The sequence below is a fragment of the Lysinibacillus sp. NPDC056232 genome (assembly GCF_042267565.1).
Taxonomy (GTDB): Bacteria; Bacillota; Bacilli; order Bacillales_A; family Planococcaceae; genus Lysinibacillus.
Genome location: NZ_JBHJTF010000021.1, coordinates 36,744 through 55,458, shown reverse-complemented (window position 1 = coordinate 55,458; position 18,715 = coordinate 36,744). Strand labels below are relative to the sequence as shown.

Below are 18,715 nucleotides of genomic sequence, written 5' to 3'. Positions count from 1 at the left end.
GGGGACCTATGATGGAGCTATTTTTGTTTATGTTAGAGCGAGTAGGGCTAATCATTGTGTTTGCCTTTTTAATGTCAAGATGGCGCCTCTTTCGGGGAGTGCTCTTTCAAGATCAAGGGGTTAAGGAAAAAGTTTGGCTTATTATTATTTTTAGTGCTTTAAGTATAGTTAGCAGCTATACAGGGATTAAAATTGAAAGTGGGTCCATTCATCCTTTAAATCAAATGATACATAGCACTATAAATGCAGAGGAGGCCATTGCGAATACGAGGCTAATTGGCGTAGCAATTGCCGGGATCTTCGGTGGGCCACTTGTAGGTGTTTGCGTAGGGATTATTGCAGGGATTCATCGTATTACCCTTGGCGGTTTTACAGCGGTTGCCTGTGGTGTTTCAACAATACTAGCAGGATTCATTACAGGTGGTTTAAGTAAGCAATTAAAAATACGTCAAACATTCTCCTATAAAAAGGCTGTTATCATCGGAATTTGTGCAGAGACTTTACAAATGATTGTTATTTTACTAATGGCAAAGCCTTTTGAACAAGCTTTGCAATTAGTTTCTTTAATTGCGCTACCGATGATTTTTATGAATGCCCTTGGGATTTTGATATTTTTCATTATTATTAAAACTTTTATTGATGAGGAAGAGCGTACAAAAGCATTACAAACACACCAAGCCTTTTCTATTGCTCAACAAACAATAGACCATTTTCGTAAAGGGTTAAGTGAAGAATCGTGCCAAACGGTTGCGGAGATTATTAAAAGAGAGATTAAGGTTGATGCAGTCGCGATTACTGATACAAATGGGATTTTAGCACATGTAGGAGTAGGAGAGGATCATCACGTCATTCATCAAGAAATAATGACGGCTTTAACGAAGCGCGTATTAGTGGAAGGGCGCATTATTACAGCGACGTCCGCAAAAGAAATCAATTGTCCACATGAAGATTGTCCGTTAAGTGCTGCGATTGTCTTACCATTAAAAGTACAGCATAAAACGGTTGGTACCTTAAAGCTATATTTTATTAATGTTACTTCGTTAACAGGGGCTAAAAAGGAACTTGCTGAGGGCCTCAGTCGACTATTTTCTTCGCAGCTTGAATATGCTGAAATTGAGCAGCAAAGAAAGCTATTAAAGGATGCCGAAATTAAAGCGCTACAAGCACAGGTACATCCTCATTTCTTTTTTAATAGTCTCAATACTATTTCAAGTTTGATCCGAACGGATGCTGATGGGGCTAGAGCATTATTGATAAAGCTTAGTACATTTTTCAGGAGTAATTTGCAGGGCGCTCGTCAAATGCTGATTCCGTTAAAAAATGAAATTGACCATGTGGAGGCTTATTTGTCGATTGAACAAACAAGGTTTCCAAATCGCTATGATGTGCAATTTCACTTGGATGAATCACTTTTTGACGTACAAATCCCCCCATTTACCTTACAGCCACTTGTTGAAAATGCCGTTTATCATGCCTTTAAAAATCGTAAGGAAGGCAAAATTGACGTTAAGGTACAACGAATTAATAATAAGCTGTTGCTGTCAACAGAGGATAATGGCTGTGGGATGAGAAAAGAGCAGGTTAAGCAGCTTGGCAAAACGATCATGCAATCCGAGCAAGGAACGGGGACCGCTTTATGGAATATTTATCAGCGTATTCATGAAATTTATGGAACTGAGGCAGATTTTCACATTTCAAGTACATTGGATGTTGGTACGACAATTATGATCCAGCTACCGTTAAAAGCCACAAGATGGGAGTAGAGAAATGTTAAATGTCTATATTGTAGATGATGAACCGTTAGCAAGGGCTGAATTGCGATATTTATTGGAGCAAACAAAGTTAGTTCAGATCATCGGTGAATCAGAGGATTTGGAGGAAATACTGCTGGATCCACAGTTTGAGCAGATCGATTGTGTGTTTTTAGATATTCAGCTAGGCGTAAATAATGGCCTTGAATTGGCAAAACAGCTACAACAAAGCATACTTAAATCTGAAATTATTTTTGCTACTGCTTATGATGAGTATGCACTACAGGCATTCGAAGTGAACGCTTTTGATTATATTTTGAAACCGTTTGAGCAAGAGCGTGTGCAACGTGCAGTTGAAAAACTAGTGGCCAAAAGAAGAGCAACACAGACTAAAACGATGGAAAAATTAAAGCATTTACAATTGGACAAGCTTGATAAATTAACAGTTTATGTGAATGATCGAATTTTACTTATAAAAATACAGGAAATTTTATATTGTACATCTGAAGATAGTAAGACGATTGTTGTCACTGAGAAAGGGAGATATTTTGCTTCAGAGTCGTTAGCCGTTTTGGAGAAAAAGCTCACTTTAAAAGGTTTTGTGCGTGTCCATCGGGCATTTATCGTCAATTTAGAACATATTGTAGAGCTGGAGCCTTGGAGTAGCTCTAAATACAATTTGATTTTGCATAATAGACATTCGATACCTGTCAGCAGGCTTTATATGAAGGATGTGCGCAAGATCTTTCAGCTATCAAAATAACTGCATTTCAACAGTAGAAAACACCCTTTCAACTTAAAATTCTGACATTTTGGTGAATTTTACGAATAATCGTTTAATTCATTTGCTATGATGTGGAAAACGTAAAAGGAGTGATAACATGAATGCTATTACAATTGTAATAGGTTCCATTTGTGTACTGATGATTAGCTATCGTTTGTATGGCATATTTTTCACAAAGAAGGTACTTAAGATAAAAGATGATACACCCACCCCAGCGCACGCTATGGAGGATGGTAAAGACTATGTTCCGACGAATAAATGGGTGACATTTGGGCATCATTTTGCAGCGATTGCAGCAGCTGGACCGTTAGTCGGACCTATTTTAGCTGCACAATTTGGCTATTTGCCAGGGCTCCTTTGGCTGTTAATTGGCGCGGTAATCGGTGGTGCAGTACACGATGCTGTAGTGTTATTCGCTTCTATGCGTCATGGTGGGAAGTCGTTATCAGAGGTAATGAAAAAGGAATTAGGCCCTGTTGCAGGATTCTGTACAGGCCTTGCCATGCTTTTCATTATTACAATTACAATGGCCGGGCTATCGATGGTTGTCCTTGGTGCGTTGGAGCGAAATCCATGGGGGACTTTTGCGGTAGGGATTACGATTCCAATAGCGATGCTTGTTGGTATTGCTTATCGTAAAACAGGAAATTTAATTGTTACATCGACAGTTGGCTTTATTTTGTTGATGATCGGTGTATTTATTGGACCGATGATTCAAGGAACAGCATTTGGTGATTTTTTAACGTTTGATCGTGATACTTTAGCTATTATTCTACCGATCTATGCATTCTTTGCGGCGGCATTACCTGTTTGGCTCTTATTAGCGCCGCGTGATTATTTAAGTAGTTTTATGAAAATTGGCGTATTTATTGCGTTAATCATCGGGGTCTTTTTCGTTAACCCAGTTATTCAATTCCCGCCAATTACAGAGTTTATTCATGGTGGAGGTCCAGTCATTGCTGGTCCAGTATGGCCATTCGTCTCTATCACAATTGCCTGTGGGGCTATTTCTGGCTTCCATGCTTTCGTAGGCTCTGGGACAACGCCGAAAATGATTGATCGCTGGGAAGATATTCGCATCGTTGGTTTTGGTGCCATGCTCGTAGAATCTTTAGTAGGTGTAATGGCTTTAATTGCAGCAACAGCCCTTCATCCTGCAGATTATTTTGCGATTAATTCAGCTCCAGCAGTCTTTGCTACATTAGGAATGGAGCCGGTTCATTTACATGCATTAGCTGAAAGTATTGGGATGGATTTAGAAGGACGTACAGGAGGAGCTGTTACTCTTGCAGTTGGGATGACTGATATTTTCACGGGGATTCCTTGGTTTGCTGAACTGTCTTCTTATTTCTATCAATTCGTGATCATGTTTGAAGCGGTCTTTATTTTAACGGCTATTGATGCTGGGACACGTGTTGCGCGCTATTTAATTCAAGATTTTGGCGGCAATGTTTACAAGCCGCTGAAACGTACAAATTGGCTTCCGGGTACAATCTTTGCAAGTGCACTTGCATGTTTCATGTGGGGCTACTTATTGTATTCAGGAGATATTAGTTCGATTTGGGTATTATTCGGCGTTTCGAATCAGTTGATGGCGACAATCGGTTTAGTATGTGGTGTAACAATAGTCTTAAAAGTTGCAGATAAGCGAATCTATGCTTTAACATGTTTTATCCCATTGGCCTATTTATATGTCACTGTAAATGTAGCAGGCTATTGGATGATTAAAAATGTGTATTGGAATACAGCGGCTGCAGGTTACAATATGTTAAATGGTGTATTGTCAGTCATTATGTTAGTTTTAGGCTTTATCATTGTTATTGCTGCCATTAAAAAATGGGCAGAGCTTTGGAAGTCACCAAAGTTTTTATTATCTCAAACAGCTTCATAATGAAAAGCAAGAAACTATTGAAAATTAGTTGTATACTAGTTTTCAATAGTTTTTTATTGGCTAATCACCAAGAGTTATGGATGACATTGCCACATATAAGTGGAGACTGGGCGACTCCTTGGGGATCAGTGTTACAGATGAGAACCTGCAGCGGGTAGGGGAACAAAGCTAAAACCATTACATCCTGTGATAACGCCTTGATCAACCTCGTGCTGGCCCGACGCCCCAAGGAAGCTTTGCTCTGCGCGAAAGCGAAGCAGCGGCAAAGCGCCCAGTCGGAACGGAAATCAACCACATGTTATGGTGAAGATCCCTAAATATGACGAACAAGCGAAATCAAGGATATGTTCATTGAAAGCGTTGTAGTAATCATGTAAACTAATGAGAGGAAAACGGAGGTTATACATACATGGATGGTCCAGTTTCATTAGTACAGTTAATCATTTCGATTTTGTTATTTTTCGTCATGTTCTTTGGTATTGGATTTTTATTGAATATGCTTCTGCGAATGACATGGTTAATGGCAATCGTGTATCCAATTGTTGTTATCTTTATTGTCGATGATGTAAGCTTTTTAGATTATATTTTCAAGCCAGGTTCTGCATTTCCAGCACTTTTAGATAAGTTACAAGCATTGCACCTTGTGGATGTGACCATCTTATCTGGTGGCTTTGCCGGTTCAATTGTTGCGGGAATTGTCATGATTTATTTACGTAAAAGTGGTTATCGAATGTTTTAACTTCTTTCAGTATTCTTCTTTCAATAAAAAGAAGAATACTGATTTTTTTATTGAATTTTTCCGATAAATCTAGAAAAGTTTCCGATAAATCACAAAAATGTTCCGATAAACAAAAAAACACAGCCTCGACAGGAGGATGTGTCTATTTTCACAAAATAAACTGGTATGTGATGATGGCGATAAAAATTCCAGTTAATGCTCCAAAAAATACCTCGCTCCGTTTGTGACCTAGCAATGTTTTTAGCTCTTCCATTTTCTCTCGCCCATCCATTTGCGGCCATTTTTTTAATTCATGAAGCAATGTTTCAAAGTCCTTACGCAGTTGATTTAATACAGCTGCATGTTGACCTGCCTGAAAACGTACTCCACTCGCATCATACATGACGATAAATGAAAACATAGCGGCTACGGCGAAAATTGGGGAATCTAATCCTGTTTCATAGGCAATAGAGGTTGTTAGTCCTGTTACGGAAGCGGAGTGGGAGCTAGGCATTCCTCCGGTGGAAGTAAATAATCCCCAATTAATCTTTCGAGTCATTAAAAAATGAATAGGGATTTTTATAAACTGTGCAAAGAGAACAGCAAAAAGGGCGACGAGTAAAGGGGTATTTTGAAGTAAACTCATGATCATCACAACCTTCACTTATAATTGCTTTTATTATAACATTCATTATTTTCTAAAAGCCAAATATTACGCGTTTTCTGAAACTTAGGTATAATAGAATACTGAATGGAGGAATGTACATGCATATTGTAAAAGAAGCAAAAACATTTGAAACGATTTCTACTGAAGTGTTAGTAGTAGGAGTCCCTAAACATCGTGAACAAATGCAGGAATGGGCAAGCTTTTCATCATTTTATGGAGAATCCATTGATGCGTGGATTGGTGCAGGGGATGTATCTACTGCGTTAAAAAAAATAACGAAATTGCCATTCTTGAAGGGCCACGCAAATCTTAAACGCATTTTATTTGTTGGTTTAGATGATCGTAAGGACCTAACAGAAGGCGATGTTCGTGCAGTATTTGGGTTGCTAGGCAAGGAACTAAGAGCCTTAAAGATTAAAGAATATTCAATTTGGCTAGAGTCGTTTACGACAGAGTCGATTACTTTAACAGATGTTGCATTTTTAGCTGGTGAAGGAACTGGTCTTGGTTATTATTCAATTCCTCATTACAAAACAACATCAAATGAAGTAGATAAACGTATTGATGCGGTTCATCTTGTAACTACTGCTAATGATTTAGATGAAGTAGTGGCAAGCTTTGAAGTTGGCGCTATTTATGCAGATGCAGTAAATGAAGCACGTAGCTTAATTAATTTACCACCAAACTTACTGACAGCGACAGACTTAGCCAATTACGCAGAGTCCCTTGCAGTCGAGTACGATTTTGAAGTGGAAATTTTAGATAAAGCACAATTAGAGGAGCTTGGAATGGGCGGTATTTTATGTGTCAACCAAGGCTCCGATGAAGAACCTCGTTTAATAACTTTAAAATATAAAGCGACTGAAGATTTTGACGATCCAATTGGCCTTGTTGGCAAAGGGGTTACGTATGATACAGGTGGCTATTCCTTAAAGCCAAAAGATTCAATGGTAGGCATGAAGGGCGATATGGGCGGTGCGGCAGGAGTACTAGGCGCCATGAAAATTATTGGTGAATTACGTCCTAACAAAAATGTTGTAGCCGTTATTGGCTCTACCGATAATATGGTATCTGGCACAGCATTTAAGCCAGATGATGTCATTACGACATATAGTGGCAAGACGGTAGAAGTTTTAAATACCGATGCGGAAGGACGCTTAGTATTAGCAGACGCGACTACATATGCTAAACAACAAGGGGCTACTTCCCTGATCGATGTTGCAACGTTAACAGGTGGAGTGATTACAGCACTTGGTATGGATAAAACAGGTGCACTTTCGAATGATGATGAATTCTTTGCTGCTTTCATGGAAGCTGCACAAGAGACGGATGAATTTGTATGGCGCATGCCTTTAACAGAAAATGATAAAAAACGAATTCGTAAATCAGACGTCGCTGATTTAAATAATTCACCTGGTCGTGATGGACACATGATTTTTGGAGGCGGCTTTGTTGGTGAGTTTGTTGGTGATACACCATGGATTCACTTAGATATTGCAGGGACGTCAGATGCGATGGCTGTACATGACTTAGGTCCAAAAGGTGGTACAGGTGTAATGGTACGTACACTTGCAAACTTTGTGCAACGTTTGGGAGAAGAAAAATAGAATAGGCAATAGACGTGTGATATATGCATCCCCCTACATACGATAGAGTAAAAAAGGGAGGAAGCTTATGACATTCTTTGGAGGTTATCCAGGAGGTGGCTTTTGGCCAATTGGAGGGCCGTTTTTGGGAGGATTTTTAGGGAGTTTTCTTGGATCACAGTTTGGCCCATCTCCATTTTATCCGCCGTTCTATCGCCCATTTCCACCGTTTTACCGACCTGGTCCACCATTTTTCCGACCAGGTCCACCGTTTGGAGGGCATCGTAGATATTAATTCAAATAAAATAGATCTCAAAAAAAACCAGATGTCAGCAAGCGACACCTGGTTTTTTCTTTAAAAGGTTAAATTAAATAAATATCATAGTCTAGGCATTAAATAAAGTGTTGACAGAATATACTAAATTATTTATTATTCTTATTGTATTACTAAGAATTAAATACGTAGCTGACTAGCAAACTAGAGGCTCTTATTATTCACAGGCATTGCTCTGCCTATGGATAATTTGAGTCTTTTTTTATCTCTAAGAAAAGACGAAAGGGAGTGAAATCAAATGGGGAAAGTTTTTATAGTGGGTGCTGGACCTGGCGATGTTGATCTTATCACAGTAAAAGGATTACGGTGTATCGAATGTGCTGATGTCATCCTGTATGACAGACTCATTAATAAGACTCTACTATCCTATGCTAAACGAGAGGCTAAGCTCATCTTTTGCGGTAAGCTACCTCAGCAGCATGCCATGATTCAAGAGCAAATTAATCAAGCACTTGTCAGCTATGCACAGCAAGGATTGATTGTGACGAGATTAAAGGGAGGAGATCCATTCGTTTTTGGAAGGGGAGCTGAGGAAGCAGAGGTGCTAGCACAGCATAATATTCCATTTGAAATAGTGCCTGGCATCACTTCAGGGATAGCAGCACCGGCATATGCGGGGATTCCTGTTACACATCGTGACCTAGGCTCAAGTTTTGCAATGGTCACGGGGCATATGAGAGAGGGCAAGGATGATGGAATCCAATGGGAAAGTCTTGCAAAAGGGGTGGATACGATTGCTATTTATATGGGGGTCGGTAATCTTCCCTATATCCGTGAGCAGCTGCTCAAGTATGGGCGAGATAAAGAAACACCGATAGCACTCATCCATTGGGGTACATTTTCTCAACAAAAAACAGTCACGGGAACTTTAGCTAATATTGAAGAACTAGTCCAGCGGGAAAATATTCAAAATCCAAGCATAATTGTAGTAGGAAAAGTTGTTACTTTGAGGGAAACAATTCAATGGTTTGAGCAAAACATTCCGCAGCCACAGTTAGCAGAAGTTTCTGTGTAAGGATGTGGGTTCATGCAAGCTATTTTATATATCGCTCATGGAAGTAGAGTAAAGGCAGGAGTGGAGCAAGCCGTTACCTTTCTAAAGAGCGTACAACAAGAGATTAAAATACCGATTCAAGAAATTAGTTTTTTAGAACTCGCGACTCCGACAATTGCTGAAGGTATCGCAAGCTGTATTAACCAAGGGGCTACAGCTATAGCGATCGTGCCTATTTTATTGCTTGCCGCTCAGCATGCAAAGCACGATATTCCAAGTGAGATTGATAAAGCAAAAGAACAGCATCCACAAGTGCGTTTTACATACGGTGAACCACTTGGTATCCATGAATTATTAATTGATACATTACAGACTAGAATTTTAGAAGCAAGGTGCCCGTCTAACGATGCAAGTGTTTTACTTATAGGTCGTGGGAGTAGTGATCCTGCAGTAAAGAGTGATTTAGCCAAAATTGCAACAAGATTACGTGATAAATACGCTTATGAAGCTGTAGACACGTGCTTTCTATATGGAATGGGTCCTACGTTTGAAGATTGGTTACAACAAGAGAAGAATAGGGACAATCAAGTATTTATAGTCCCGTATTTGTTGTTTACTGGGATTTTGCGCCAAAGCATAACAAGGCGATTACAAGATTATGAGAATCAGAACGTTATTTTATGTGAAAGTTTAGGCTATGACGACAATGTAAGGGAAGTTTTAGTGGAACGTATTTATCAATTATTAAAACTTACTAAGGAAGGTGTTTTGTAATGGTAGATAAAAGGACAGAAAATGTAAATCTAGCATTAGACAATGTCCGTCAAATTTTAAATACTGTGAACCACGGATCGATTACATTGATTGTGCAAAATTCCTATGTGGTCCAAATAGAAAAGAAGGAAAAAATACGACTTCGATAATTTTAACTTCTTTCAGCGGGTGTCCCGGCATAATTGATCTTTTTTCAGCAATCGTTTTGTCAGACAAATTATCAAGAGAAGAAAATGATACGAATACGTGAGGTGGCAAGGTTGAAACTGCAAGTAGTAAACAGTCCATTTAATGAGGAGCAGGTAAAGCTGTTAAATGAGCTGCTCCCTAAACTAACAGGAGAACAGAGGATTTGGTTAAACGGCTTTTTAAGTGCACCACTAGTAACTATTGATCCTGTTGTCGAAGAAGTAACGCCGATAGTAAAAACAATCACCAAAACAGTAACGATTTTATATGGTTCACAAACTGGCAATAGCCAGGGGTTAGCTGAAAAATATGCCTCAGCCTTGAAAGATAATGATGTGGACGTAACAATTTCGTCGTTAGCAACATTTAAACCAAATAATTTAAAAAAGGTGACAAATCTTTTACTCATTGTTAGCACACATGGGGAAGGGGATCCACCTGATCAAGCGATACAGTTCTACGAATTTTTGCATAGCAAACGTGCTCCTAAGTTAGAGCAGCTTCATTATTCAGTGCTAGCCTTAGGTGATAGCTCCTATGAATTTTTCTGTAAAACAGGAAAGGATTTTGATGAACAGTTTGCAAAGTTAGGAGCAACTCGAATCGTACCGCGCACAGATTGTGATGTAGATTATGATGTCGAGGCAACCCATTGGTTCTCAGCTGTTCAGCAGGAGTTGCTGCAACAGACGGATGTAGCTGATATAACGACTACACAAAATAAAACAGCACAAGGAGACACTACATATTCTCGTAAAAATCCGTTTTATGCTGAAGTACTTGAAAACATTAATTTAAACGGCAGAGGATCAAATAAAGAAACACGTCATATTGAATTATCCATCGAAGGTGCAAGTTTCTATTTCGAACCAGGAGATAGTATCGGTATTCAACCGGAAAATGATGAAAAGCTAGTCGATGCTTTAATCACAGCGTTACAGTTTGATCCACAAATTGAGGTAAGCGTCTTTGAGGAAACACTGCCATTAAAGGATGTATTGCAAAAAAAACTAGAAATTACAGTGTTGTCTAAGCCATTGTTACAAAAAATTGGTGCCTATACGGGCCATCAGGAATTTACCAAGCTACTTGCAGACTCGGAATCTTGGAAGGACTATGCAAAAGGAAGAGATTTACTTGACGTTGTGGAAGACTTCGCACCATTTATATGGGATGCGCAGCAATTTGTAGATTTACTACGTAAAATTCCAGCACGTCTATATTCCATTGCTAGTAGTCAAAAGGCAAATAGTGAAGAGGTACATTTAACAATTGGGAAAGTAAGCTATGAGACGAATGGACGTCAACGTCTTGGCGTTTGCTCTGGTAGCGTAGCAGAGCGTATTCAAATTGGTGATACATTACCGATATATGTTCATAAAAATCCGAACTTTAGATTACCAGAGCATGAGGACACACCGATTATTATGATTGGTGCTGGCACAGGTGTAGCCCCGTATCGTGCATTTTTGGAGGAGCGTGAGGAATTAGGCGTCGAAGGAAAAGCGTGGCTAATTTTGGGTGATCAACATTTTGTCACAGACTTCCTTTATCAAACGGATTGGCAGCGTTGGCTTGCTTCAGGCACACTAAGTCAAATGCATGTAGCTTTCTCACGTGATACAGATAGAAAAATATATGTTCAACATAAAATTGAGGAAAATGCTGTTGCTTTTTATGAATGGCTAGAGCAAGGAGCTGTTATTTACGTCTGTGGCGATAAAAAATTGATGGCGGCTGATGTTGATGCAACAATCCATCGCGTTATTGAACAACAGGGACAAAAAACGCCAGAGGAAGCTAAAGCCTTTGTCAATGAGCTAAAACAGCAGAAACGCTATCAACGTGACGTTTATTAACTTCTTTCGGCAAGTGTTTTCTGTAGCGAAAGCAAAGCGGCAGCTACAAATGTTTTATGTAGCGAAAGCAAAGCGACAGCGGCAAATGTTTTATGTAGCGAAAGCAAAGCGACAGCTACAAAATGTGTTTTCTGCGCGAAAGCGAAGCGACAGCGGCAATTCCGCCGAGGCATAATTGATTAAAGGAGCGATAACAAATGACAGGAAAAATTATTCTACCTCCACAACCAGGGAATCCTAGTGATGTAGAACGTATTAAAACCGATAGTAATTATCTACGCGGAACATTAGAGCGTACGATGAACAATCCATTAAGCTCAGGTATTCCAGAGGATGATAACCGTCTAATGAAGTTCCATGGTAGTTACTTACAAGACGATCGCGATCTTCGTAACGAACGTCAGCGTCAAAAGCTTGAGCCTGCCTACCAATTTATGGTGCGTGTACGTACACCGGGCGGAGCAGCAACTCCAGCACAATGGCTAGTAATGGATGAAATGGCGAGAAAGTATGGTAATGGCTCCTTAAAATTAACGACACGTCAGGCATTCCAAGTGCATGGCATTTTAAAATGGAATGTTAAAAAATATATGCAGGAAATTAATGAGGTGTTATTAGATTCTCTTGCAGCCTGCGGAGATGTCAATCGTAATGTGATGTGTAATGTGAATCCAAACCAATCCGCATTACATGAGGAAATCTATAATTGGTCTGCCAAATTAAGTGAGCATTTACTACCTAGAACACGAGCTTACCATGAACTATGGCTAGATGGTGAAAAGGTAGTTGATAGTCAGGATGAAGAAGTTGAACCTATATACGGTGCGCAATATTTACCGCGTAAATTTAAAATTGGTATTGCGGTTCCACCAAGTAATGATGTGGACGTATTCTCACAAGATATAGGGTTAATAGCAATTGTTGAGGAGGATAAGCTAGTAGGCTTTAACGTAGCTGTTGGTGGAGGAATGGGCATGACACATGGCGATCATGAAACATACCCACAGCTTGCTCGTATAATTGGCTTTATCACACCTGATAAACTACTGGAAACAGCGGAGAAGATTATGACGATTCAGCGCGATTATGGGAATCGTTCGGTTCGTAAAAATGCACGTTTTAAATATACAATTGATGCAAGAGGACTTGAATGGTTTAACGAAGAACTAACTCGTCGTCTAGGTTGGAATATCCAAGAGGCTCGTCCATTTACTTTTAATCGAACGGGTGATGAGTTTGGCTGGATTAAAGGTGCAGAAGGTCAATGGCATTATACATTATTTATTCAAAATGGTCGTATTAAGGACTTTGAAAATTATGAGCTTTTAACAGGATTACGTGAAATTGCGAAGGTGCATACAGGTGATTTCCGCTTAACGCCAAACCAAAATTTAATGATTAGTAATGTAACGCCGCAAAAGAAGAAAAAAATTGCTGCTATTATTGAGCAATATAACCTTACAGATGGAGCGCACTATTCTGCATTGCGCCGAAATTCGATTGCTTGCGTATCATTACCAACATGCGGTTTAGCCATGGCAGAAGCCGAGCGTTACCTGCCTTCTCTTATTACAAAAATTGAAACAATCATCGATGAAGCAGGCTTAAACGATACAGAAATCGTTATTCGCATGTCAGGCTGTCCGAATGGTTGCTCGCGCGCAGCAATGGCTGAGATTGGCTTTATCGGTAAAGGTCCTGGGAAATATAATATGTATTTAGGAGCAAGCTTTACTGGTGATCGTCTCAATAAAATATATCGTGAAAATATAGGTGAGGAGGAGATATTGGCGGAGCTTCGTACAATCCTTCTGCACTATGCAAAGGAACGTCTAGAGGGAGAGCATTTTGGAGATTTTGTTATTCGTGCCGATTATGTAACAACTGTGTACGACGGACGAGATTTTCATCAAAAATAAAATAGTAGTCATGTAGCAAACTTGTCTGCTTATATGGTCTTTTAACTTCTTTCAGCAATTGTCTTTTGACCGAAAGCGAAGTGACAGCAACACGGTTTTATCTGTGCGAAAGCGAAGCGACAGCAACACTGCGCTTTAGCATAAAAAACAGTTGTTGACCTAATACCATCGAACGCAATTATGCCGAGGCTTAATTGATTATGGAAAAATCCTAAATCTTCTGATCAATATTTTATTCAACAAATTCCTGAAAACCTAGTTGACTACTAGGTGTACTTTAGTATATATTTGGTAATAAGAAAAATGATTGTAGAACGAGGTAGTGAACAATCATTAAATAATAAGCTGGCTAGTCAAACTAGAGGCGTTTTAACAAAGACATGTTTACACTATGTCTTTTGTTAGAACGCCTCTTTTCGTTTACAAGGGGGATTATATGCTAACATATGCAACTTGGCATGAGCCAACATTGAATTTTCAGGTAGACGAAACCTATAAGGCTGCACTGGAGGTTTTACAGTGGAGTTATGCTGAATATGGTGAGGAAATCGTCTATGCATGTAGCTTTGGGATTGAGGGAATTGTCTTGATTGACCTTATTTCAAAGGTGAAGCCTAATGCTACGATTATCTTTTTAGATACAGATGTTCATTTTAAGGAAACATATGAAACGATTGATAAAGTAAAAGAAAAATATCCGCAGCTTAACATTATTATGCAAAAACCAGCACTTACACTCGAACAACAGGCAGCTCAATATGGCGATGAATTATGGAATTCCAATCCAAATAAATGCTGCGAAATTCGCAAGATTGCGCCGTTACATGAAGCGTTGGCGGGCGCAAAGGCTTGGATATCAGGCTTACGTCGTGAACAATCACCAACCCGGCAAAATACGAACTTTATCAATCATGACGATAAATTTCAGTCCATTAAAATTTGTCCACTTATTCATTGGACATGGAAAGATGTCTGGCGTTATGTCTCAAAGCATGGTTTACCGTACAATCCATTGCATGACAGAGGCTATCCAAGCGTCGGCTGCGAGCACTGTACAAAACCGGCATTTACAATGGATGATTTGCGTTCAGGCAGATGGCAAGGGTCTGGTAAAACTGAGTGTGGATTACATGAATAAAGGAGTTTTGCCATGCTTGAAAATGTAGCAATAGCAATTAGTTTATTTTTTGCGATGAATATAGGTGCTAGTGGAGCGGCAGCCTCAATGGGAGTTGCTTACGGAGCAGGTGCCATCAAAAAAGCTTGGCAAGCATTGCTCATTTGCTCAGTGGGTGTTTTTTCTGGGGCAGTTCTTGGAGGTGGAGAGGTAGTAAAAACAATCAGCTCCGGCATAATGCCACAGGAGTACATTACAGTAAAGGTTGTCATTATTATTTTGATTTCTGCGACAAGCTCACTATTTCTCGCCAATCTTTTAGGCATCCCATTATCGACGAGTGAAGTGACAGTAGGCGCAGTTGTAGGTGTAGGGATTGCCTATAAAGTGCTATATATTAAGTCATTACTTGTTATCATATCATTTTGGATAATAGTGCCAATCGTAGCGTTTATCATTGCATTTGTCTTTGGGAAGTGGCTGTATAAATTACGAGTCAAGGGCTTGTTAAAAGATCATTTAATATTAACGATCCTCCTTGTGTTTGCTGGATTTTTCGAAGCGTTTTCAGCAGGGATGAATAACGTAGCAAATGCAGTTGGACCTCTTGTTGGCGCAGGAATGATAAGTGTAACAACTGGAATATCGCTTGGCGGGATATTTGTAGCGCTTGGTGCGATGCTCCTTGGCAAACGAGTGCTTGAAACAAACGGTAAAAAAATTATGCGCTTTGAGAAGGCAGAAGGGATACTAATATCGAGTACAGGTGCACTACTAGTCGGTATAAGCTCTATCTTTGGGCTTCCCGTGCCATTAACACAAGTAACATCCTCTTCGATTATCGGAATGGGGTTGGCCAAAAACGGGAAACAAATTTTCCATAAGTACATTGTGAAAAAAATAATCCGTATTTGGATTGTTTCGCCAATCTTTTCTTTAGCCATTTCTTATTTTTTAGTACAGCTATTCTTAGAAAAAGATTTCTATACCATCGTATTAATTGGCAGTATTATTGTTGGAACACTGGGTGTCATTAGCTTAATGCGAACAATGCGTGAAGAAGAGCGCTCAATATACGATGCGGGTGAAGGAATTTAAATACCCGAATTACTTTTGAGGGAAAGCCGATCACATTTTGAACCCAGTCTATCCAATCAATATGCAAATAAACTTAAATATAAAACTGAGTAATTCAATAAAATTAGGGGGAGATTGTAATGAGTTTACAACCACATGGTGGACTATTAGTGCAAGCCTTTAATCCAGAGAAGGATATAACGCATATAAATAAAGTTATTGAGCTTGATGCCATTGCACTTAGTGATTTAGAGTTAATTGCTATCGGTGGTTACAGTCCGATTGAAGGTTTTTTAACGCAGGAAGATTATGAGTCAGTTGTTGAACATACACGTTTAGCGTCAGGCGTGGTATGGAGTATTCCGATTACATTACCTATAGCAAAGGATGTAGCGGCAACATTGCAGCAGGGTGATGAGGCAAAATTAGTATATGGTGATACTGTTTATGGCGTTATTGAAATTGCTGATATTTATGAGCCAAATAAACGGAAAGAGGCATTGTTAATATACGGCACGGAGGATTTACAGCATCCTGGTGTTAAAAAGTTGCATGAACGTCCAAGTATTTATGTGGGCGGAAAAATTACATTAGTAAAACGTCTAGAGAAAAAGTTCCCAGCCTATTCATTTGATCCGTTTGAAACACGCCAGCTTTTTGCAGAAAAGGGCTGGAAAACAATTGTTGGCTTCCAAACACGAAATCCTGTGCACCGAGCGCATGAATACATTCAAAAGGTAGCACTTGAAACAATTGATGGGTTATTTTTAAATCCACTAGTTGGAGAAACGAAATCAGACGATGTTCCAGCTGCAATTCGCATGGAAAGTTACGAAGTTTTACTAAAAAATTATTATCCTGAAAATCGTGTGCAATTAGGGGTGTTTCCAGCTGCAATGCGTTATGCAGGACCAAAGGAAGCTATTTTCCATGCACTTGTACGAAAAAATTATGGCTGTACGCACTTTATCGTTGGGCGTGATCATGCAGGTGTTGGTGATTACTATGGTACATACGATGCACAAAAAATCTTTGAACAATTTACAGAAGATGAATTAGGAATTATTCCATTAAAATTTGAGCATAGCTTCTATTGCAACAAATGTGAGGGCATGGCAACGACGAAAACTTGTCCACATGAAAGCTCGGCGCATGTCATTTTATCGGGTACTAAGGTTCGTGAGATGTTGCGTAATGGCGAAGTGCCTCCAAGTACATTTAGTCGTAAAGAGGTTGTGGATGTATTAATTAAAGGAATGCGTCAGGAGGTAATAAAGTGAGTTCAAACATCGTTTGGCACGAAGCGTCTATTACGAAAGAGGAGCGTCGTATACAAAACAAGCATCAAAGCTTTATTTTATGGTTCACTGGTTTATCAGCATCTGGAAAATCTTCTGTGGCGAATGCATTTGCACGCCGACTCTTTGAACGTGGCAATCAAGTATTTGTCTTAGATGGTGATAATGTTCGCCATGGCTTAAATAAGGATTTAGGATTTGATGAAGCTGGTCGAAAGGAAAATATACGACGTATTGGAGAGGTATCTAAGCTTTTTGTGGAAAATGGACAAATTGTTCTAACTGCCTTTATTTCACCTTACCGAGAAGATCGTCAAGTTGTCCGTGAGCTTGTGGAAGCAGGAGAATTTATAGAGGTCTATGTGAAGTGTTCTGTTGAAACGTGTGAAAAGCGTGATCCAAAAGGTCTTTATAAAAAAGCACGTAATGCGGAAATTCCTAACTTTACGGGTATTAGTGCGCCATATGAGGAACCAGAACGTCCAGAAATTATTTTAGATACAGAAAATTACTCCATAGACAAATGTGTTGATCAGCTAACGAGTATTTTATTCTCCAAAGGGTATATTTAAGTAGAAATATAAAAAATCTGCTCGATTTATTAATTAAAATCGGGCAGATTATTTTTGTGTTTGTATCAAAGTTATTTAATGCCTTGTTCCTTTTTCATCCGATCAATTTCAGGACCAAGCTCGTCGTGTATTGTGCCTTTCCAAGGCTTTACGCCAGCAATGTATGAGGAGCGAGTCATAATATGCCCTCCAACAGGACCTGTGATGAACAGGAACAGTATACCAAGCAAAATGCGGGGATTAAAGTGATCTTCAATAAGCCAGAAGTGAAAGAATACACCAATGAGCACGCACATAACACCGAGCGTGGCACTTTTAGAAGCTGCGTGGGCACGTGTGTACAAATCAGGTAAACGGACAAGACCAATGGCTGTCACGACAATAAATAGCACCCCTACAGAAATGAAAAAGATAACTAAACTATTAGCGAGAATTGTCACGTTTAATGATATCTCCTTTCTCTATGAATTTAGAGAAAGCAACAGTACCGATAAACGATAAGATCGCTAACAATAATATAATCTCTAGGAAGAAGCTTGTTTCAACCAATACTGAAAACAGTGCAATTAGTGAGATGACTGATACACCCAATGAATCCAATGCTACCACACGGTCGGATGCAGAAGGTCCTTTAACCATTCGATAAATAACTGCAACCATCGATAAGCAAATCACTACAATCGAAGCAATAATAAACGTTGTCATGATTTACTCACCTCCAAAATCGCTTTCTCAAATGAATCTCGAATTGCTGTAATCGCTTCATCGACATCACTCATATCAATAGCATGTACATACAAAGTTTTTGCATCGTCTGATACGTGCACTACTACTGTACCAGGTGTTAACGTAATAAGACTTGATAATAAAGTAATTTCCCATTCTTCTGTTAAAACAGTCGGATAGGCAAAGAATGCAGGCTGCATATCCAACTTAGGCTTTAAGACCACTTGAAGAACTTGTATATTCGCTAACACTAGCTCCTTTAAAAAGAGTAACGTCAGTTTAATGATTGCCCATATGCGGTAGACATAAAGACGGGTAGTAAAAAATCTACGCATCATAATGAGCAATATAATACCGAGAATAAACCCAATGATAAAGCCTGTTGCTGTGTAATTAGAAGAAAGGAACATCCAAACGAAGGCAAGTACAACATTTAAAATAATTTGAAATGCCATATCT

20 protein-coding genes are annotated in these 18,715 nt (G+C 39.3%); 16 read left to right on the top strand and 4 right to left on the bottom strand.

Annotation, left to right across the window (positions count from 1 at the left end):
- The first annotated feature begins 11 nt into the window (after positions 1-11).
- From ACFCYJ_RS15885 to ACFCYJ_RS15870, 4 genes are all read left to right on the top strand, one after another.
- A complete protein-coding gene (locus ACFCYJ_RS15885; protein WP_376074963.1) occupies positions 12-1,763 on the top strand; it encodes a LytS/YhcK type 5TM receptor domain-containing protein in 1,752 nt (583 codons plus the stop codon).
- 4 nt (positions 1,764-1,767) lie between these two features.
- Positions 1,768-2,514, top strand: coding sequence for a LytR/AlgR family response regulator transcription factor (locus ACFCYJ_RS15880; protein WP_376074897.1), 747 nt, complete (start codon positions 1,768-1,770; stop codon positions 2,512-2,514).
- 118 nt (positions 2,515-2,632) lie between these two features.
- On the top strand, positions 2,633-4,426 hold the full coding sequence (gene cstA, locus ACFCYJ_RS15875; RefSeq protein WP_376074896.1) for a carbon starvation protein CstA: 1,794 nt from the start codon (positions 2,633-2,635) through the stop codon (positions 4,424-4,426).
- 409 nt (positions 4,427-4,835) lie between these two features.
- On the top strand, positions 4,836-5,165 hold the full coding sequence (locus ACFCYJ_RS15870) for a YuiB family protein (RefSeq protein ID WP_376074895.1): 330 nt from the start codon (positions 4,836-4,838) through the stop codon (positions 5,163-5,165).
- Between the two features lie 148 nt (positions 5,166-5,313).
- Here ACFCYJ_RS15870 and ACFCYJ_RS15865 read toward each other — a convergent pair whose 3' ends face one another.
- Positions 5,314-5,796, bottom strand: a complete 483-nt coding sequence (locus ACFCYJ_RS15865) for a divergent PAP2 family protein (protein WP_376074961.1) — start codon at positions 5,794-5,796, stop codon at positions 5,314-5,316.
- Positions 5,797-5,909: 113 nt separating this feature from the next.
- On the opposite strand from ACFCYJ_RS15865, the gene ACFCYJ_RS15860 reads away from it, so the two are divergent.
- The 12 genes from ACFCYJ_RS15860 to cysC all read left to right on the top strand — a co-directional run bounded on the left by ACFCYJ_RS15860 (position 5,910) and on the right by cysC (position 17,530).
- A complete protein-coding gene (locus ACFCYJ_RS15860) occupies positions 5,910-7,418 on the top strand; it encodes a leucyl aminopeptidase (RefSeq protein ID WP_376074894.1) in 1,509 nt (502 codons plus the stop codon).
- A 67-nt stretch (positions 7,419-7,485) separates the two neighbouring features.
- Positions 7,486-7,692 carry a uroporphyrin-III methyltransferase gene (locus ACFCYJ_RS15855; RefSeq protein WP_197144264.1) on the top strand — a complete coding sequence of 69 codons (207 nt, stop codon included), beginning with the start codon at positions 7,486-7,488 and terminating at the stop codon, positions 7,690-7,692.
- A gap of 277 nt (positions 7,693-7,969) precedes the next feature.
- Entirely contained in the window at positions 7,970-8,746 is a 777-nt protein-coding gene (cobA, locus tag ACFCYJ_RS15850; protein ID WP_376074893.1) for a uroporphyrinogen-III C-methyltransferase, read from the top strand.
- A 12-nt stretch (positions 8,747-8,758) separates the two neighbouring features.
- A complete protein-coding gene (locus ACFCYJ_RS15845; RefSeq protein ID WP_376074892.1) occupies positions 8,759-9,499 on the top strand; it encodes a sirohydrochlorin chelatase in 741 nt (246 codons plus the stop codon).
- Positions 9,499-9,648 carry a YezD family protein gene (locus ACFCYJ_RS15840; protein WP_079561519.1) on the top strand — a complete coding sequence of 50 codons (150 nt, stop codon included), beginning with the start codon at positions 9,499-9,501 and terminating at the stop codon, positions 9,646-9,648. The genes ACFCYJ_RS15845 and ACFCYJ_RS15840 overlap by 1 nt, the downstream gene beginning before the upstream one ends.
- A gap of 111 nt (positions 9,649-9,759) precedes the next feature.
- Positions 9,760-11,547 (top strand): assimilatory sulfite reductase (NADPH) flavoprotein subunit, encoded by a 1,788-nt coding sequence (locus tag ACFCYJ_RS15835; protein ID WP_376074959.1) that lies wholly within the window; start codon positions 9,760-9,762, stop codon positions 11,545-11,547.
- Positions 11,534-11,722 carry a hypothetical protein gene (locus tag ACFCYJ_RS15830; RefSeq protein ID WP_376074891.1) on the top strand — a complete coding sequence of 63 codons (189 nt, stop codon included), beginning with the start codon at positions 11,534-11,536 and terminating at the stop codon, positions 11,720-11,722. Before ACFCYJ_RS15835 ends, ACFCYJ_RS15830 begins: the two co-directional genes overlap by 14 nt.
- Before the next feature lie 22 nt (positions 11,723-11,744).
- Complete coding sequence (cysI, locus tag ACFCYJ_RS15825; protein WP_376074890.1) at positions 11,745-13,466, top strand: assimilatory sulfite reductase (NADPH) hemoprotein subunit; 1,722 nt, start codon at positions 11,745-11,747, stop codon at positions 13,464-13,466.
- Between the two features lie 436 nt (positions 13,467-13,902).
- On the top strand, positions 13,903-14,604 hold the full coding sequence (locus ACFCYJ_RS15820; RefSeq protein WP_376074889.1) for a phosphoadenylyl-sulfate reductase: 702 nt from the start codon (positions 13,903-13,905) through the stop codon (positions 14,602-14,604).
- 12 nt (positions 14,605-14,616) lie between these two features.
- Positions 14,617-15,681 (top strand): sulfate permease, encoded by a 1,065-nt coding sequence (locus tag ACFCYJ_RS15815; protein ID WP_376074888.1) that lies wholly within the window; start codon positions 14,617-14,619, stop codon positions 15,679-15,681.
- A 119-nt stretch (positions 15,682-15,800) separates the two neighbouring features.
- Positions 15,801-16,940, top strand: a complete 1,140-nt coding sequence (gene sat / locus ACFCYJ_RS15810) for a sulfate adenylyltransferase (RefSeq protein ID WP_376074887.1) — start codon at positions 15,801-15,803, stop codon at positions 16,938-16,940.
- Entirely contained in the window at positions 16,937-17,530 is a 594-nt protein-coding gene (cysC, locus tag ACFCYJ_RS15805; protein ID WP_376074886.1) for an adenylyl-sulfate kinase, read from the top strand. The genes sat and cysC overlap by 4 nt, the downstream gene beginning before the upstream one ends.
- A 71-nt stretch (positions 17,531-17,601) precedes the next feature.
- Here cysC and mnhG read toward each other — a convergent pair whose 3' ends face one another.
- Genes mnhG through ACFCYJ_RS15790 form a run of 3 tightly spaced genes read right to left on the bottom strand, consistent with a single transcriptional unit; the run spans position 17,602 to position 18,711 of the window.
- Positions 17,602-17,970, bottom strand: a complete 369-nt coding sequence (gene mnhG, locus ACFCYJ_RS15800) for a monovalent cation/H(+) antiporter subunit G (RefSeq protein ID WP_132361712.1) — start codon at positions 17,968-17,970, stop codon at positions 17,602-17,604.
- Positions 17,954-18,235, bottom strand: coding sequence for a Na(+)/H(+) antiporter subunit F1 (locus ACFCYJ_RS15795; protein ID WP_376074885.1), 282 nt, complete (start codon positions 18,233-18,235; stop codon positions 17,954-17,956). Before ACFCYJ_RS15795 ends, mnhG begins: the two co-directional genes overlap by 17 nt.
- Entirely contained in the window at positions 18,232-18,711 is a 480-nt protein-coding gene (locus ACFCYJ_RS15790) for a Na+/H+ antiporter subunit E (protein ID WP_376074884.1), read from the bottom strand. The genes ACFCYJ_RS15795 and ACFCYJ_RS15790 overlap by 4 nt, the downstream gene beginning before the upstream one ends.
- Positions 18,712-18,715: the final 4 nt, after the last annotated feature.

Excerpts from the sequence above, each read along its gene's own strand:
- ACFCYJ_RS15885 (WP_376074963.1), top strand. The coding sequence starts at position 12 with ATGGAGCTATTTTTGTTTATGTTAGAGCGAGTAGGGCTAATCATTGTG.
- ACFCYJ_RS15880 (WP_376074897.1), top strand. The coding sequence starts at position 1,768 with ATGTTAAATGTCTATATTGTAGATGATGAACCGTTAGCAAGGGCTGAA.
- cstA (WP_376074896.1), top strand. The coding sequence starts at position 2,633 with ATGAATGCTATTACAATTGTAATAGGTTCCATTTGTGTACTGATGATT.
- ACFCYJ_RS15870 (WP_376074895.1), top strand. The coding sequence starts at position 4,836 with ATGGATGGTCCAGTTTCATTAGTACAGTTAATCATTTCGATTTTGTTA.
- ACFCYJ_RS15865 (WP_376074961.1), bottom strand. The coding sequence starts at position 5,796 with ATGATCATGAGTTTACTTCAAAATACCCCTTTACTCGTCGCCCTTTTT.
- ACFCYJ_RS15860 (WP_376074894.1), top strand. The coding sequence starts at position 5,910 with ATGCATATTGTAAAAGAAGCAAAAACATTTGAAACGATTTCTACTGAA.
- ACFCYJ_RS15855 (WP_197144264.1), top strand. The coding sequence starts at position 7,486 with ATGACATTCTTTGGAGGTTATCCAGGAGGTGGCTTTTGGCCAATTGGA.
- cobA (WP_376074893.1), top strand. The coding sequence starts at position 7,970 with ATGGGGAAAGTTTTTATAGTGGGTGCTGGACCTGGCGATGTTGATCTT.
- ACFCYJ_RS15845 (WP_376074892.1), top strand. The coding sequence starts at position 8,759 with ATGCAAGCTATTTTATATATCGCTCATGGAAGTAGAGTAAAGGCAGGA.
- ACFCYJ_RS15840 (WP_079561519.1), top strand. The coding sequence starts at position 9,499 with ATGGTAGATAAAAGGACAGAAAATGTAAATCTAGCATTAGACAATGTC.
- cysI (WP_376074890.1), top strand. The coding sequence starts at position 11,745 with ATGACAGGAAAAATTATTCTACCTCCACAACCAGGGAATCCTAGTGAT.
- ACFCYJ_RS15820 (WP_376074889.1), top strand. The coding sequence starts at position 13,903 with ATGCTAACATATGCAACTTGGCATGAGCCAACATTGAATTTTCAGGTA.
- ACFCYJ_RS15815 (WP_376074888.1), top strand. The coding sequence starts at position 14,617 with ATGCTTGAAAATGTAGCAATAGCAATTAGTTTATTTTTTGCGATGAAT.
- sat (WP_376074887.1), top strand. The coding sequence starts at position 15,801 with ATGAGTTTACAACCACATGGTGGACTATTAGTGCAAGCCTTTAATCCA.
- ACFCYJ_RS15795 (WP_376074885.1), bottom strand. The coding sequence starts at position 18,235 with ATGACAACGTTTATTATTGCTTCGATTGTAGTGATTTGCTTATCGATG.
- ACFCYJ_RS15790 (WP_376074884.1), bottom strand. The coding sequence starts at position 18,711 with ATGGCATTTCAAATTATTTTAAATGTTGTACTTGCCTTCGTTTGGATG.